Raw genomic sequence first — 16,446 nt, 5'->3', positions numbered from 1 at the left:
CTTTGGTAGAATATTTTATAGATTTTACAAAATACTTTTAAAGGATGTGTTATTACCAATCATGCAAAAACAATTCGGTTTAAGTAGTACCCAAGTGCAAAAATCACTCCAAGAATTTGGTTCTAATAAGCTTACACCCCATAAACAAGAAAGTTTTTGGGATAAGTATAAGGGCAATTTTTCTGACCCGATTATTCGCATTTTACTTGTAGCTCTAGCTATTAATGTGATTTTCACTTTAGCTGGACACGGCGAGTGGTTTGAGACGCTGGGCATTTTGTTAGCTATAATTTTAGCTACCTTTGTTAGCACCTATTCTGAGTACTCTAACGAAAACACCTTCCAACAATTACAAGAAGAGGCTAGTCGTACTTACTGCAAGGTTTGGCGCGATGAAAAAGTGCAAGAGATCTTAATTGACGAATTAGTTTGTGGGGATGCCATCATCATCCAAAGTGGTGATAAAATTCCTGTAGATGGGATTATGCTCGAAGGTTTTATCAAAGTCGACCAATCAGTTTTAAATGGCGAAAGCAAAGAAGCGGCTAAACATACTGCTCCCGCAGGCTTTGATTTTGATGCCTGTCCCGTAGATTTTCTCGACACCTATAAGCTGTTTCGCGGTACTGTAGTTGTAGAGGGCGAAGCTGTAATGCAAGCCATTAAAATTGGCGATAAAACTGTCTACGGCCAGCTAACTCTAGAACTCGCAAGCGAAGAACGTGATTCCCCTTTAAAAATTAAACTCACACAGTTAGCGCATAAAATCAGTAAGTTTGGTTATGCTGGTGGGGTGTTAATTGCAGTAGCCGTAATGATTGAAAATGCCATTCATAGTGGTAATTTCTGGGGCTATTTCAGCAATTATCCCGTTTTAATCAACGACTTACTCCAAGCTATTATCCTCGCGGTAGTAATTATCGTTATGGCAGTGCCCGAAGGGCTACCACTGATGATTGCGATTGTCTCTTCCTTAAATATGAGTAAAATGCTCAAAGATAACGTCTTAGTTCGTAAAATTGTGGGCATTGAAACCGCCGGCAGTTTAAATCTGTTGTTTTCTGATAAAACGGGTACGATTACTAAAGGCCAACTAGAAGTTGTCCGTTTTCTTAGCGGCGATAAAGTGGAATATAATAACATTGAATCCATCCCCACCGCTCAAAGACAGCTATTAGTTACTAGTATTTGTCACAATAGTTCTGCGAAAATTTCTGAAGACAAGGTAATTGGCGGCAATTCCACTGAACGCGCTTTAGGGCAATTTATTCTTTGGCAGTGTTCGACAATGATTCGTACCGAGCGCCAATTCATGATTCCTTTCAATAGCGCTGATAAGTATTCTATCGCCGTCGTTGCTGGTGATTTAACTGGCGCTTTAATCAAAGGCGCTCCAGAAAAATTACTCAGTCACACCGACTTTTACTACGACCAAAATGGTCAAAAACAAGTTTTAACAACTGACTATCAGCAAGCCTTAGAAGAGCAAATGCTAGCTTATGCCAATCAAGCAATGCGGATGTTAGCTCTTTGTGTTTACGAAGGAGACTATGATGTTGAATCTGGTGGTCTACCGGCAAACAATTTAATTTTATTAGGAATTCTTGCCATCCGCGATGATGTGCGTCCCGAAGCAGTCGAAGCCATAAAAGCCGTGCAAGAAGCCGGTGTGCAAGTCGTAATGATTACGGGTGACCGCCGCGAAACAGCGGTGGCTATTGCTAAAGAAAGTAATCTTATTACCTCTGACTCCGATGTAACTTTAACGTCCGAAGAAATGCAACAACTTAGCGATGCCCAACTTAAGGAGTTATTGCCTAAATTAAGAGTTGTAGCTCGCGCCTTACCAAGTGACAAATCGCGCTTCGTAAAAATAGCTCAAGAGCTAAATATGGTCGTAGGCATGACTGGTGATGGGGTAAATGATTCGCCAGCACTGAAAAAAGCTGACGTAGGTTTTGCCATGGGTAGCGGTACGGAAGTTGCCAAAGAAGCTGGTGATATTGTAATTCTCGATGATAATTTTAATAGTATCGAAAAAGCGATTTTATACGGCCGAACTATCTATAACAGCATTCGCAAATTTATCACCTTCCAGCTCACAATTAATGTGGCCGCCGTAAGTATTTCCTTTATTGGTCCTTTTATTGGCATTGACAAACCACTTACCATTACCCAAATCCTCTGGATTAACCTGGTTATGGATACTTTAGCGGCTATGGCTTTCGGTGGTGAACCAGCTTTAATGAAATATATGCAAGAGAAACCGAAAAAACGCGATGAAAATATTGTTAGCCCACAAATGCTTAGCTCTATTTTCACTAACGGGCTATACTTAACTGCCCTAGGCTTATTTTTCTTAAGCTCTGCTGCTATTACTGGCTTGTTTAGAACTAGCCCCAATAATATTTATATGTTTACGGGCTTTTTTAATCTGTTCACCTTCTTAGCGATTATTAATGCTTTCAATGTTCGTTCGGAAGGCTTAAATATCTTCCAAAATTTAGATAAAAACCCGGGCTTTACCAAAATTATGGCCCTAATTCTCGGCATTCAAATTGCTATGACTTTCTTAGGTGGCAAAATCCTCCGCACTACGCCTCTACAATTAGACGAATGGTTTGTAGTTATTGGTTTATCGCTTACTATTTTAGTTGTAGAATTTATGCGCAAATTGTTAACGAGATAAACTTAAGAGCCGTTAAATGCCTATATAATCTAGCTATTTTGATTAAATTTTTGTGCTATACACAAAAGAAATATATTTAGGTTCTATATCAAATGTTGTGGTGTGAATAATAAAGAGGCATATTTAGACTGGATTAAGAATGTAAAATTTCTTAATCCAGTTTTAACTTTTTGAAGAAGCAATAGATAGCAGTCTGTTGCGGAAGCGGTTGCAGTTTTTTCACCAAACCGTTTTAAAAATTAGCGCTACTTTTTAGTTTACACTTGCTCCAATGTCATTGGCTTAATATTTAAAACCCTATTTTAGCTACGATACAGCTATAATAGTTTTGTCGCGCTGTATCTTCACGCTAGCAAGTTCTATTTAAGCACTTTTATCCAAGCAAAACGTATGGCTTTTTAGCTATTAAACTGCCTCGGCAACTTTGCTAAAAATTAATTCTTTAAGCAAATAACCTAAACCGCAACTAAATACTGTTAGGTTTGTATAACTAAAAAAACTGTTTTAACTACTTTTTTTGTGATACAATAAAGATTGCTTAGTAAATTCATTTTTTAGGAGGACTGCGTGCAAAACTCAACAACAAAAACTGCTTCAATGGTCGAAGGTGGCATTCTTGCCTCAATTGCCATAGTCTTTGCTTTAATTAGTGTATATCTACCTTTTTTAGGTGTAATTGTAAATTTAATTTGGCCAGTGCCAATCTTATTATTAGGCGTGCGTCATGGACTAAAAGCCAGTTTGATGTGTTTGGCTGTCGCCGGGATAATTATTGCGATTTTAATTAATCCCATTCAAGCAATTTCCGTAGTGTTTGGCTTTGGCTTTATTGGCATTGCGCTAGGTTATGCCATTAATCAAGCTTGGTCACCGCTAAAAACTATGATAATTGGTACAGGGGCTTCACTCTTATCTAAGGGTGCGGTTTTATTAATTAGCATTGTCCTCATGGGCATCAATCCATTAACAGTACAACTTGCAGCCACTGGGCAAGCGCTCGAACAAGCGTTGAGCATTTACCAAAGTCTCGGTTTTACCGCCGAACAACTGCAAGAAATTCGCACGACCATGGAAACTACTATTGGTTTATTAAAGTATATTATGCCCGCCGGCTTTGCTTTAGCCTCAGTTGTTGACACCTATATTAACTATCTAATTGCCAAAAAAATTCTAGCGCGTCTCGGTAATCCACAACCAGAATTTACGGAATTTCGTCTTTGGCAGATTCCGGGTTATGTACTATGGATTTATGGTGTTTCCTTATTGCTAGTTACTTTCTATAATCAAGACCCAACTAACATTTTATACTTAATTGGTGTAAACGTGCAGATGGTGACTAATGTAATTTTATTAATTCAAGGCCTTAGCATTGCTTATTATTACATTCACTATAAAAATTGGCCGAATTTTTTAAAAAGCTTAATTGTAATCTTGTTATTCAGCAATCAATTTCTAGTGCAAGTTGTCGTTTTAATGGGCGCTTTCGATGTGGTATTTGATTATCGACGTTTAAATACGCGCAACAAATAGTTGCTGCACGCTGTGCAAGGGGGCTTAGTTAATGTTTAAAAAAGCATTTCCCAATTTTTTAAAATCTTTTGTAGCCGATACCAAGGTCTATCTGTTTGTGTTGATAGTTTTTACCCTCTTATTAGGTCTACATTCAATTTTTTGGCTAATTCCAGGCATTTTCAGCTTAATAATTCTCTATTGGTATGCGAAACGTCGCTTGCAAATTCATCGTTTAGAAATTGACAAACACGTGGATTTCTTGATCAGCGAGTTAGAACAATCGACCTTTCAAGCTCTACAAGAAGTTCCTTTAGGCGCTGCTATATTTAATGCTAAAGGTTACTTAATTTGGCATAATGACCAATTTTATAACATCTTTCCCTTAGAGAAAATAACCAGCTTGCGCTTAGATACAATTATCCCAGAGCTAAGTTTAGGGGTAATTAATGCTGAACCTGGGGAAAAGAAAATCAATATTATGGGCAAAACCTATTTGCTTACTTATAAAACTTCCCCTTTAAAAGAACAAGAAGAACCGATTTTTTTAATTTATTTACAAGATATTACTACTTTAGAGCATTTAACTAAAGACTACGAAAACGAAAAACTAGCTATTGCCTATATTCAAATCGACAACCTCAACGATGCTTTGCAAGGAATGTCTGACGGGCAACGTAGTACAGTTTTAGCTGAGGTAAATAAATTAGTGGGGGCCTGGATTGCGGAGTTTGGCGGTGTATACAAGCGTCATTCCGAGGATACCTACTTCGTAACTCTTGATAAAGAAGCTTTGCTCTATTTAATGCAACACAAATTCGATATTTTAGATCGAATTCGCGAGAACAAGGGCAATAATAAAACACCGCTAACACTCAGCATTGGCATTGCCACTGATGAAGACAGTGTTTTTGAAACTGGGCAAAAAGCCCAATCGTGCTTAGATATCGCCCTCGGTCGTGGTGGTGATCAAGCTGCTGTCTCTATTAATGGAGCTATGCAGTTTTTTGGTGGTAAAACTACTGCCTTAGAAAAAAACACTCGCGTACGGGCTCGCATTATTGCCCATACTCTACAAGATTTAATTGCTGAGACAGATATTGTTTTTATTATGGGACATATTAATGAAGACTATGATAGCTTAGGTAGTGCAATAGGTGTTGCTAAAATGGCCCATTGCCTCCGTAAGCCCGTGCATATTATCACTAGTGGTCAAGGTGTTTCTTTGAGTAAATGTGCCGAACTCTTACCAGAATACCACGAATATGATAATGTTTTCATCTCGGGGGCTCAGGCTGTAGAGCTGGTTACACCTCATAGTTTATTATTTGTCGTGGACCATCATCGGGCCAGTCTAAGTGCCGCCCCAGAAATACTGGAGCTCGCTTCTAAAAAAATTATTATTGACCATCATCGCCGCGCCGAAGATATTATTCGTGATACTTTAATTGTGTATCTCGAACCATCTTCTTCTTCGACCAGCGAGTTAGTTACAGAGTTACTATACTATTTTGAAAATCTCCATGATTTTAGCCGCTTAGAAGCATCCTTACTCTATGCGGGTATTGTCGTAGATACCAAAAACTTTGCCGTACAAACTGGAGCTCGTACTTTTGAAGCTGCCGCCGCGTTGCGGAAAGCAGGCGCTGATCCTAATATGGTGCGCCAATTATTTAGCGAAGATCTCGCTACAGCCAAAGCGCGTGCCCAACTAATCTCCAGTGCGACTATCCAACCAGGTGGTGTAGTAATCAGTTGCTGTGAATTACTCGATATTCCTGCCGCTTCAGTAGCAATTGCGCAATCAGCAGATATCCTGCTGCAAATGGAAGGTATCATTTGTTCTGTGGTTATTGCTAATATTGATAAAGAAACTACTTTAGTAAGTGCTCGCTCGCTAGGCAAAATCAATGTGCAAATTGTCATGGAAGAGCTAGGTGGAGGCGGTCACCAAACTGTAGCTGGCGTACAATTAAAACAAGTGCAATTAGCTACACTTAAAGAGCAAATTATTGCTCTAATTCAAAAACAGTTAGAGGAGTGTAAGAAAAATGAAAGTAATCCTACAACAAGAAGTTAAAAACTTAGGTAAAAAAGGTGATATTGTGGAAGTTTCCGAAGGTTATGCCCGCAATTTTTTATTTAACAAAAAATTAGCCATCAGTGCCACTGATGCTACTATGAATTTAGCTAAACAACAAAAATCAACTCAAGAGCATCGCGCCAAACAACAAAAAGACGAAGCAATTGTCTTGGCTAATCAATTATCGAAAGTAGAAATTACACTATTTGTTCGTCTCGGTGAAAACGGTAAACTTTTCGGTTCTATCGCTTCGAAAGATGTGGCCGAAGAGTTGTTAAAACAAACTAAAATTGACTTAGATCGTCGCAAAATCGAACTAAAAGAATCTGTAAAAGGTGTGGGCACCTACAAAGCAGTTGCCAAAATCCACCCCGAAATTGCCGCTGAATTTACTGTTCATATCAAGGCGCAAGCAAATTAATTACAACGAGGTATAAAACTAGTGCAAAATAACCTTGATCGCGTGCCGCCACAAAATGTCGAGGCCGAACAATGTGTCCTCGGCGCAATGCTAATTGAAAAAGAGGCAATTTCCAAAGTCACAGAACTGTTACAAGCCCGCGATTTTTACAAAGAAGCCCATAAACAAATTTACCGTCGCATTTTGGAGCTTTATGAAAAAAATGAGGCGGTAGATATTGTCACCCTCACAGAAGTTTTAAAACGGCATAATCAGCTCGAAGAAGTTGGCGGTCTCGCCTATATTTCTTTTTTAGCTAATGCTGTACCTACAGCTGCTAATGTCAGTTATCATGCAAAAATAATTGAAGAGAAGGCGCTGTTAAGACAATTAATTTCGGTATCCACTAATATTGCGGCCATGGGCTACGAAGGTAGTGAAGAAGTCGAAAATATTGTCGATCGCGCCGAAAAAATGATTTTAGAAATCTCTAGTCGCAATCTCGGGCGTGAATTTACGCCAATTAAAGAAATTCTTTTTTCAGCTTTTAATCGAATCGAAAAACTGTACTCCAATAAAGGTGCTATTACTGGCCTAGCTTCTGGCTTTACTGATTTCGATCGACTTACAGCTGGTTTGCAACCTTCGGACTTAATTTTAATTGCGGCTCGCCCAAGTATGGGGAAAACCGCTTTAGTCTTAAATATTGCTCAAAATGTGGCCATTCGCGAGAAAAAATGTGTAGCTTTTTTCTCGCTAGAAATGTCGCAAGAGCAGCTCGTACAGCGGATGCTCTGCTCAGAAGCGCCGATTGATTCCCAGCGCCTTCGAATTGGTGCTCTAGATGATAAAGACTGGCGTAAACTCATTGACGCTGCTGATCGGCTCAATAATGCTAATATTTTCATTGATGATACCCCGGGTATTACAGTTATGGAAATGCGCTCTAAAGCCCGACGCCTTAAATTAGAACATAATTTGCAATTGATTATTGTCGATTATCTACAATTAATGCAAGGCTCTAGTAGTTCCAGCAAAAACGAAAATCGACAACAAGAAATCTCGGAAATCTCCCGTTCCCTAAAGGCCCTAGCGCGGGAATTAAATGTCCCCGTTATTGCTCTTTCGCAATTAAGTCGTAGTGTAGAAAGTCGCCAATCCAAGCGTCCGATGCTCAGTGACCTGCGCGAATCTGGTTCACTAGAGCAAGATGCTGATATCGTGGCCTTTTTATACCGCGAAGATTATTATGACAAGGAAACGGAAAACAAAGATATTACCGAGTTAATTATTGCTAAGCACAGAAATGGTCCTGTCGATACAGTACAATTGCTATTTCAAAAGCACTATACGCGCTTTGGCAACATTACCACAACATACGAATAATTTTGTCGCAAACAAAGTTATTGTTCGCTTTATAATTGACGTATTTGCTAGAAAATGGTATTATTTATGTGTGGTTTTTTTAATTACTCAAATAGCTTGTCCTATTTGAGTAATTTTTATGTGAATATAAAAAATGAGGTGTTTGTTTAATGATTAAGCGGTATACTAATCCTGAGATGGGCAAAATATGGACAGATGAAAATGAATTTAGAACTATGCTAGAAATAGAAATTCATGCTTGTGAAGCTATGGTTAAACTTGGTCAAGTACCAGCCGAAGCTTTTGAAGAAATCAGAACCAAAGCTGACTTTACGGTAGATCGCATTCGCGAAATCGAAAAAGTAACCAACCATGATATTATTGCTTTTTTAACTAATGTTGCTGAATACGTAGGTGATTCTTCTAAATATATTCATATGGGCTTAACTTCTAGTGATGTTAAAGATACCGCCCTTGGCTATATGATGAAACAAGCTGCGGACATTTTAATTGCGGGCTTAGAAAAATTGCATGCCGCTTTAAAAGCTAAAGCCCAAGAACATAAATACACCATTATGATTGGTCGTACGCATGGCATCCATGCTGAACCCATGACTTTTGGTTTAAAATTTGCCTTATGGATGGATGAAACTGTCCGCAATATTGAACGCCTAAAACGAGCTAAAGAAGCTGTTTCTGTGGGTAAACTCTCTGGTGCTGTAGGCACTTACTCTAATATTGACCCTGAAATCGAAACTTTTGTTTGCCAAAAAATGGGCTTAACACCTGTAAAATTAGCCACACAAGTTGTGCAACGAGATCGTCATGCCGAATTTTTGACTACGATCGCTATTGTTGGCTCTACCTTAGATAAAATTGCTACAGAATTGCGCAACTTACAACGTACCGATATCCGCGAAGCCGAAGAATATTTCAGCCCTGGGCAAAAAGGTTCTTCCGCTATGCCACACAAACGTAATCCGATTACCGGCGAGCGTATTTCTGGTTTAGCGCGTTTATTACGCGGTAATGCTCTAGCAAGTTTAGAAAATGTAGCGCTTTGGCATGAACGCGATATTTCACATTCTTCTGTAGAACGCGTGATTTTACCAGATAGCACCATTACTTTAGACTATATGCTTACTAAAACTACAAACCTTATCGAAAAACTTTTAGTATATCCTGATGCAATGCTTAATAATTTAAATAAAACTGGCGGTTTGATTTTCAGTCAAAAAGTGATGCTCGCTCTAGTTGATAAAGGTGTATTACGTGAAGATGCCTATAAATGGGTACAACGTAACGCGATGATGCGTTGGTTAGATGGCGCTGACTTTAAAACAAACATAACTAATGATGCAGATATCAAAAACTACTTATCTGCGGCCGAAATCGATGCTTGTTTTGATCCACAATCTATGTTGCAACACATCGACACAATTATGGCTAGATTTGGTATATAAATATAACTAAACACTTAAAAACAAGGAGTGATATTAATGTCATCAGTAGTAGTTGTTGGTACCCAGTGGGGCGACGAAGGCAAAGGCAAAGTTGTCGACTATTTAGCCGAACAAGCTGACCTAGTTGTAAGATATTCTGGTGGTTCCAATGCTGGACATACAGTAGTTGCCAATAATAAAACTTATAAATTACATCTTTTACCTTCAGGAATTCTTTATCCTAACAAGCTTTGTATCGTGGGTAATGGTGTCGTTATCGACCCCGAAAAAGTCTTAGAAGAAATCGCTAACATGAAAGCGCAACATGTTGATACTAGTAATTTACGTATTTCTACCCGCGCTCATGTAATTTTACCTTATCATAAAATTTTAGATGAATTACAAGAAAATGATCTTGGCGATAAAAAAATCGGCACTACCAAAAAAGGTATTGGCCCTTGTTATGCTGACAAAGCAACTCGTACCGGGATTCGCATCTGTGATTTAATGGATAAAGAAGTTTTCCTAGAAAAACTTACTACTAACTTGGCTTACAAAAACCGTCTATTTAAAAACATGTATAATGCGCCAGAGTTAGACTTAGACACTGTTTATCAACAATATTTGGTATTTGCTGAACAATTACGTCCTTATGTTGCAGATACAGGCAGCTTACTCCAAGAAAATATCAGTGTTGGCAAAAAAACTCTGTTTGAAGGTGCTCAAGCTTCCTTCTTAGACTTAGATCATGGTACTTATCCTTATGTAACTAGCTCCAACCCAATTGCTGGTGGCGTTTGCACTGGCGCTGGTGTTGCCCCTAAACAAGTAGGAACAGCAGTTGGTGTAGTAAAAGCGTATTCTACCCGTGTTGGTGAAGGTCCTTTTGTTACGGAACTCCTTGATGAAACCGGACATCACATCCGCGAACGCGGTCATGAGTATGGCACAACTACTGGTCGCCCACGTCGTTGTGGTTGGCTAGATGCTTGTGTAGTTCGCTATGCGGCGCAATTAAATGGTCTAGATTATTTGGCCATTACTCGCCTCGATATTTTAGATGAACTCGCAACTTTAAAAATTTGTGTGGGCTATAAATTAAACGGCGAATTAATTAAACATATTCCTGCTAGTCTTAAAGAACTTGCTGCTTGCGAACCAATTTATGAAGAATTTGCCGGTTGGCAACAAGATATTACTAATGTACGAGCTTACAAAGACCTACCAGAAAATGCGAAACGTTATCTAGAACGTCTGAGTGAAATTACCCAAACACCACTAGGCATTGTTTCTGTTGGCCCAAGCCGTGAACAAACGATGATTATGTGCGAATTATTTAAATAAAATTTTCAGTAAAAAAAAACAGGCTACGGCCTGTTTTTTTGTTCTGGGAAATTATGAAAAGATAGTCAACGCCCCATAGTGGACAACTTGCATTAATAATAATGCAGAGCAGTTACTAAATTTCACAATGGATTTTGTATAAAAATTAAAACAAACAGCAGTTTTTGCTTAAAGCTGTTTTTCTCTTAAATTAATTTTTACCTACGTATTCTAGAGCAAACGCTTCAAGTTTTAGAAAATCAAAACATCTTTGAGATATTTTATAAAAACAAATAACCAAAAGCATTGAAGCCATAACCAACTATCATAATACCTAACGCTACTACGCCAACAAAAGTTGCTAACAAGCGCGGTCTTAGTACTTGGCTAAGCATTACCATCTCCGGTAAAGATAAGGCGGTCATGCTCATTATCAAGGCTAAAATTGTCCCAATTGGCACCCCTTTGGCAAATAAAGCTTCCGCTACTGGTAAAGTCCCAAAAATACTAGCATAAATCGGAATCCCGACCGCAGTCGCCACTAGCACCGTAAACGGATTATCCTTACCTAAAATACTTAAAATTAGTTCTTGGGGAATCCAATCATGAATAATCGCTCCCGCACCCACGCCTAATAGCACAAACGGAGCTACTTTGCGCACAATAATCCGCGTATCATTTTTTGCATACTCTATTCTTTGGGCTAGGGAAAAATTCTCTGATTCGCCATATAAAATTGCACCACCCCGATACTCACTTAGCTTGTTACTTAAATCTAATTTACCTAAAATCGTACCGCTAATTATCGCTAGAGCTAAGCCTAAAATAATATAGATTATCGCAATTTTAAAGCCAAACAGCGATACCAATAATGCTAAAGAAGCTACGTCAACTAGTGGTGAGGCAATCAAAAAAGCAAAAGTCAAACTAATCGGCAAACCCGCACGCGTAAAGCCAATAAAAATCGGCACACTCGAGCAAGAACAAAACGGAGTAACTACCCCTAATAAGGCCGCAATTAAGCTTCCCGAAAAACCATTAAACCGCCCGAGAATTTTTTTGGCGCGTTCTGGGGGAAAATAAGATTGAATATAGGCAACAATAAATACCAATACTACCAGTAGCGTTAAAATTTTAATACTATCATAAATAAAGAATTGTAAACTCCCACCTACACGGCTACTTAAATTTAAGCCAAAAAACTGTACCAATATTTGTCCAACTAATTCATTTAGCCAAGCCATACCTAAAACTTGTTTGGAAATAAATTCTAAAATATTCATAAAAATTTTGACATCCCCTCTATCTTTAAATCAACATATCTAAGTTTGTTTATATGTTAATCTAATTTAGCTAATTTGTCAATATTTTTCCGCTAAACTTTTTCGCTTTCGCGCTTATTTCACACTTATATTTTTATTTACTATTTTTTAAGCGTTTGCTAGAACCCTGCTTTTTAGCTATAACTTGCGGTTGGTGATAGCCTAACTTTAACGCTAAACGCACATAGTAGGCAGTAGTTACTAACATTACAATGCCACCCGCTTGCGTATAGCGTGCTAAAACTGCTGGAAAAGCTACCCATAATACGGCAATTGCCGCCGCATAAAACACTAAGGACACTAACTTAATAAAATCATTGGGTTCTTGCAAGGTATACTTTAAGTTTCGAAAAGAAATTACGCCAAACCGACTAGCAAACATTCCAAAAAAATAGCCACTCAAACAATATAGTACCTGTGATAAAACACTAGATATGGACACATCTCCCATTACGCAACCTCCATCTGTTTAGTTATGCAAATTATACTAAAAAACTTTCTATTTGACCAGCCAGGCAAAAACTTATACAATAACCTTAATATAATATTTCAGTGCTAGTTAAATAGCTATTGGAATTCCCTATTCATTATAGATTCTTTTTGAATAAGCTTGTAAATAGCTAAAAGCTAGTAGCTTTAACTAATATGGAATATCTAAGAAATAGCATAACTCTAGTATAGCTATGACTTACACTATTAGGAGGTTGATCAATCAAATATGAGCAAAACAATTTTATTAACTATTTTAGCGCTAATCGTGGCTGGATATGCCTTTGCTGCTGATCGTCAAGCTCAACAAGCCAATGAGCTGCGCATTAAAAATATCACCACTCAACAGGCCAAAGAACTCTATCTTAAGCCAGACCACTTACTCTTAGATGTTCGCACCTTAGAAGAATATCAAGAGCGACACATTGAGCCGTCTGTATTAATTCCGCTCCAGGAGTTAGAAGCTCGCTATCAAGAATTACCCAAAGATAAAATTATTTTAGTGATTTGCCGTAGTGGTAACCGCAGTCTTAAAGCCATTGAAATTTTGCAAAAATATGGTTTTACCCAATTATATAATGTGCAAGGTGGCATCAACGCCTGGTAAAACAACTAAGCTAGAATGAGGTAGCACTGCTACCTCATTTTCTTTTTCACGCTACTTTATATTGCTGATAAGACACTTTTTACTAACAATCAGCCGCTGTTTTTGTCTTTATTTTGACAGAGCTCAAGCAAAAACAAGCTATAGCTGTGCGTTGAAAACAAAACTATAATATTAACTGATACCCCCAAGCCAAAACATCTTAACAAGATTAAGCTGCGAACTAAGTTTTTTTTATATAAAATTTTCCGGCACAATTTTATTCTTTAAAAGTCAACTAGTATTACTAGTTTTCACCAAACTATCCCAGTATTTATTACGTTTAGGCAGGACTTATTGCGGAAAAGTAGCCTTGAATCACTAACTTTCTCTATTTTTCTTTCCCTAAAAACTATCTAAAGACCAACATTTTTTCTCAAATCAAAGCTTGCTTTTTGAGATTTTGTATGATAAAATCTAAACAAAAATAAACATATGTTCGGGTGGTGTTGTTATGCAAATGTCAAACATTAAATTTATCAAAGTCAATTCTCTCTTAGATTCTCAAATTAGTAAATTAGCAGAAGAACTCAGTCAAAGTTTAACTAGTCGGGCCCTGTCTTGTCAAAATCTTACTTTTATTATCCAAGATAAACAAAAACGAATTCATAAACACACTCTAAATCTCGGCAAGCCGATTAATAATTTTGCGCCGCTAGATACGCTACTAGTCGCTGTAATTCAAAATTATCTAAAGGCCACTTCGGCAATCTGTATGTGTTTGCAAATCAGCAAGCTGAGTCAAACCACTGATCCTAACTTTCTGTTAACAGCCTAGTTTGTACAGCTGTACTAGCTCGTACCTAAGATTAAGCAAAAAACTGAGCTATTAGCAGTTTTTACCTTTAGAAACAAGGCCAATCTTAACCTAAACCATCAAGCATTAAGTATCCAACGCAAGCTTTAGAGCAAAACCTATAAACACCAGACCAAATCCTTTCTGTAAGACAATTATACCCGTCGGATAACGCGCAAATATGTTTTTAGCTAGCGCTGCTAAAATTCCATAACTAATAAACACTAGTAAGGTCAACAGCATAAATGCGCATCCCAGCAGAAAAAATTGCTCTACATAACTACCACGCTCCAAACTCAGGTACTGTGGTAAAAACGAGAAAAAAAACAGTGTAAGTTTGGGATTTAATAAATTAATCAATATCCCGCGTCGAACTATTACCCAATTATTAAGTCCCAAATTAGACGCGGCAAATGCAAGCTTATTTTTAATAAAAAACATGCCTAAACCAAGATAAAGTAAGTACATTGCTCCCACTAGCCGCATAATTGTCAACATTGAATTATTAACTTGCAATAGTACCGTCGATAAAGAACTACTTATAACTAGGTGTGGTAAAATTCCTAATGTACAGCCAATAGCAGCAAAAATACTCTTATATTTCCCCTCGATAAGACCTGTGGAAATTGTATAAATCACACCTGTACCCGGGATTAAAATTATAATAATTGATGTCAACCAAAAAGCGTAATTATCCATATAAACACCCGCACAGGTAAACATCACTTAGGCCGACTTTAAAATTCCCCTTTTTGCCAATTAAGTCGGCAGATATCTGCCCATAATAAACTTGCCTATATTTATAAATCATTAACACAGTCCCTCTCTTTCTCTTCTCGCTTGCTCTGTGTTATAATTTATCATAAAATAGTGGCGTTAATAAGGTCCACTTATTGCTAGTTTTCGGGAACCACTTTTGCGGCGGGGGAGTGTTGTTTTATGTACATTAAAATCGAGCGAACTAATAAGTTATCTTTAGTTCCGCAAATTCATGAGTTTATCAAATCCGCAATTTTCCAAGGCACCTTACGAGCACATGAAAAATTGCCCTCTTCAAGAGAACTAGCTAAATCATTAAACATCTCTAGAAATGTAATTATAGAAAGCTATGAACAATTAATCGCCGAAGGCTATGCCTATTCTAAAAATGGGGCGGGCACATTTATTTGTGCTGGTCTCCAATTTCAAAGAAATAGTTCCCCAACTAACATAACTATATCGCCAATAAAACCGGCTTTAGGTTCCAAAACCATTTCTTTTCGCACTGGAATACCAGACTTAGAAAATATCCCGCTAAAAAAGTGGGCCCACATATATCAACAACTAGCCTTAGATAGCAAGCCTACACACTTAGCTTACCAAGATGCCCAAGGTGATTATGCTCTGCGAACACAAATTTCTCGTTATTTAAACCGTATGCGTGGTGCTTGCACCTGTCCAGAAAATATCATAATTACCAATGGTGCTGCACAGGCTTTTAATCTATTAACCGTGCTGGTTAGTGACATTGAATATGCTTTACTAGAAAACCCTCTAAGTACGGGTTTATTACACACGTTGAAAAGCAATAATCTCCAGCTTCAACCAATTGCCCTTGATGCGTATGGCCTAAAAACGACTGCGCTACCCGCTAAACCGCCCAAACTAATTTTCACTACTCCCAGTCATCAATTTCCTACCGGCATTATTTTGCCAGCGGCTCGTAGGATCGAACTGGTAAAATATGCTCAACAACATAACAGCTTTATTGTCGAAGATGACTACGATAGCGAATTTCGTTTTGATGGTCATCCTATTCAGGCCTTACAATATCTAGCCCCTGAACAAGTTATCTATGTTGGAACTTTCTCTAAAACATTGATGCCTGCTCTACGTATTGGCTATATGGTACTTCCGCCTTCACTGACTAGCAAATTAGTCCAGGAAAAATACCTCGCAGATATTCATTCCCCCATCTTAGAACAAAAAACTTTAGCAAAATTTATTGAAGCGGGACATTTTGAACGTCATCTTCGAAAAATGCGTAAAATTTATCTAAAAAAACGCAATCATTTAATTAAGTGCCTACAGGATTTTTTTGCTGATCAAGTTATAATTTCTGGAGCGGAAGCGGGTTTGCATTTTATAGCCTCTTTTCCAGACCTAAACTTTGAGCCAGAATTATTGAGGAAAATCGCACAGAAAGGGCTAGAGATTACACCCCTAAGCCAATATTTTTTCCCAAGTAAAGAAACTCCCCACTGCAATAATAGCCTGCTCTTCGGCTATGGCAATACTAGCCTGTCAGAAATAACAGTAGGGATTGAACGCCTAGCCACAGTTATCCAAAATCATAAGTTATAGACTATAAATAACAAGAGGATTTACAACCAGCATACTGGCTCT

At 38.0% G+C, this 16,446-nt stretch carries 13 protein-coding genes; 10 read left to right on the top strand and 3 right to left on the bottom strand.

From position 1 onward, the window contains the following. The first annotated feature begins 61 nt into the window (after window positions 1-61). From SUCMO_RS0101455 to SUCMO_RS0101425, 7 genes are all read left to right on the top strand, one after another. Window positions 62-2,689 (top strand): calcium-translocating P-type ATPase, PMCA-type, encoded by a 2,628-nt coding sequence (locus tag SUCMO_RS0101455; protein WP_019878620.1) that lies wholly within the window; start codon window positions 62-64, stop codon window positions 2,687-2,689. Between the two features lie 567 nt (window positions 2,690-3,256). After that, on the top strand, window positions 3,257-4,219 hold the full coding sequence (locus SUCMO_RS0101450; protein ID WP_019878619.1) for a YybS family protein: 963 nt from the start codon (window positions 3,257-3,259) through the stop codon (window positions 4,217-4,219). Between the two features lie 31 nt (window positions 4,220-4,250). Beyond that, complete coding sequence (locus SUCMO_RS0101445) at window positions 4,251-6,278, top strand: DHH family phosphoesterase (protein WP_019878617.1); 2,028 nt, start codon at window positions 4,251-4,253, stop codon at window positions 6,276-6,278. Continuing rightward, the gene (gene rplI / locus SUCMO_RS0101440) at window positions 6,250-6,702 is read left to right on the top strand and encodes a 50S ribosomal protein L9 (protein WP_019878616.1); all 453 of its coding nucleotides are present in this window, start codon (window positions 6,250-6,252) and stop codon (window positions 6,700-6,702) included. The genes SUCMO_RS0101445 and rplI overlap by 29 nt, the downstream gene beginning before the upstream one ends. 21 nt (window positions 6,703-6,723) lie before the next feature. Further along, on the top strand, window positions 6,724-8,067 hold the full coding sequence (gene dnaB / locus SUCMO_RS0101435) for a replicative DNA helicase (RefSeq protein WP_019878615.1): 1,344 nt from the start codon (window positions 6,724-6,726) through the stop codon (window positions 8,065-8,067). Between the two features lie 149 nt (window positions 8,068-8,216). Further along, the gene (gene purB, locus SUCMO_RS0101430; protein ID WP_019878612.1) at window positions 8,217-9,509 is read left to right on the top strand and encodes an adenylosuccinate lyase; all 1,293 of its coding nucleotides are present in this window, start codon (window positions 8,217-8,219) and stop codon (window positions 9,507-9,509) included. A 36-nt stretch (window positions 9,510-9,545) separates the two neighbouring features. After that, window positions 9,546-10,832 (top strand): adenylosuccinate synthase, encoded by a 1,287-nt coding sequence (locus tag SUCMO_RS0101425; protein ID WP_019878611.1) that lies wholly within the window; start codon window positions 9,546-9,548, stop codon window positions 10,830-10,832. 260 nt (window positions 10,833-11,092) lie between these two features. Here the strand turns inward: SUCMO_RS0101425 and SUCMO_RS0101420 are convergent, their stop codons facing one another. Then, complete coding sequence (locus SUCMO_RS0101420; RefSeq protein WP_019878610.1) at window positions 11,093-12,094, bottom strand: permease; 1,002 nt, start codon at window positions 12,092-12,094, stop codon at window positions 11,093-11,095. Between the two features lie 133 nt (window positions 12,095-12,227). Further along, complete coding sequence (locus SUCMO_RS0101415) at window positions 12,228-12,584, bottom strand: hypothetical protein (protein ID WP_019878609.1); 357 nt, start codon at window positions 12,582-12,584, stop codon at window positions 12,228-12,230. 267 nt (window positions 12,585-12,851) lie between these two features. Between SUCMO_RS0101415 and SUCMO_RS0101410 the strand changes: the two genes are divergently transcribed. Then, window positions 12,852-13,229, top strand: a complete 378-nt coding sequence (locus SUCMO_RS0101410) for a rhodanese-like domain-containing protein (RefSeq protein WP_019878608.1) — start codon at window positions 12,852-12,854, stop codon at window positions 13,227-13,229. A 490-nt stretch (window positions 13,230-13,719) separates the two neighbouring features. After that, window positions 13,720-14,043 (top strand): hypothetical protein, encoded by a 324-nt coding sequence (locus tag SUCMO_RS0101405; RefSeq protein ID WP_019878607.1) that lies wholly within the window; start codon window positions 13,720-13,722, stop codon window positions 14,041-14,043. A 105-nt stretch (window positions 14,044-14,148) separates the two neighbouring features. Here SUCMO_RS0101405 and SUCMO_RS0101400 read toward each other — a convergent pair whose 3' ends face one another. Further along, window positions 14,149-14,784: a LysE family translocator gene (locus tag SUCMO_RS0101400; RefSeq protein ID WP_245539358.1), complete on the bottom strand. Its 636-nt coding sequence runs from the start codon at window positions 14,782-14,784 to the stop codon at window positions 14,149-14,151. A 216-nt stretch (window positions 14,785-15,000) separates the two neighbouring features. Between SUCMO_RS0101400 and pdxR the strand changes: the two genes are divergently transcribed. Next, a complete protein-coding gene (gene pdxR / locus SUCMO_RS0101395; RefSeq protein WP_019878605.1) occupies window positions 15,001-16,404 on the top strand; it encodes a MocR-like pyridoxine biosynthesis transcription factor PdxR in 1,404 nt (467 codons plus the stop codon). Window positions 16,405-16,446 lie beyond the last annotated feature (42 nt).

The sequence above is a fragment of the Succinispira mobilis DSM 6222 genome (assembly GCF_000384135.1).
Lineage (GTDB): Bacteria > Bacillota > Negativicutes > Acidaminococcales > Succinispiraceae > Succinispira > Succinispira mobilis.
This window is presented reverse-complemented; position numbering and strand designations above follow the sequence as displayed.

What these genes read in the sequence shown, in the direction of transcription:
- SUCMO_RS0101455 (WP_019878620.1), top strand. Translation starts at nt 62, where the DNA reads ATGCAAAAACAATTCGGTTTAAGTAGTACCCAAGTGCAAAAATCACTC.
- SUCMO_RS0101445 (WP_019878617.1), top strand. Translation starts at nt 4,251, where the DNA reads ATGTTTAAAAAAGCATTTCCCAATTTTTTAAAATCTTTTGTAGCCGAT.
- rplI (WP_019878616.1), top strand. Translation starts at nt 6,250, where the DNA reads ATGAAAGTAATCCTACAACAAGAAGTTAAAAACTTAGGTAAAAAAGGT.
- purB (WP_019878612.1), top strand. Translation starts at nt 8,217, where the DNA reads ATGATTAAGCGGTATACTAATCCTGAGATGGGCAAAATATGGACAGAT.
- SUCMO_RS0101425 (WP_019878611.1), top strand. Translation starts at nt 9,546, where the DNA reads ATGTCATCAGTAGTAGTTGTTGGTACCCAGTGGGGCGACGAAGGCAAA.
- SUCMO_RS0101420 (WP_019878610.1), bottom strand. Translation starts at nt 12,094, where the DNA reads ATGAATATTTTAGAATTTATTTCCAAACAAGTTTTAGGTATGGCTTGG.
- SUCMO_RS0101415 (WP_019878609.1), bottom strand. Translation starts at nt 12,584, where the DNA reads ATGGGAGATGTGTCCATATCTAGTGTTTTATCACAGGTACTATATTGT.
- SUCMO_RS0101410 (WP_019878608.1), top strand. Translation starts at nt 12,852, where the DNA reads ATGAGCAAAACAATTTTATTAACTATTTTAGCGCTAATCGTGGCTGGA.
- SUCMO_RS0101405 (WP_019878607.1), top strand. Translation starts at nt 13,720, where the DNA reads ATGCAAATGTCAAACATTAAATTTATCAAAGTCAATTCTCTCTTAGAT.
- SUCMO_RS0101400 (WP_245539358.1), bottom strand. Translation starts at nt 14,784, where the DNA reads ATGTTTACCTGTGCGGGTGTTTATATGGATAATTACGCTTTTTGGTTG.
- pdxR (WP_019878605.1), top strand. Translation starts at nt 15,001, where the DNA reads ATGTACATTAAAATCGAGCGAACTAATAAGTTATCTTTAGTTCCGCAA.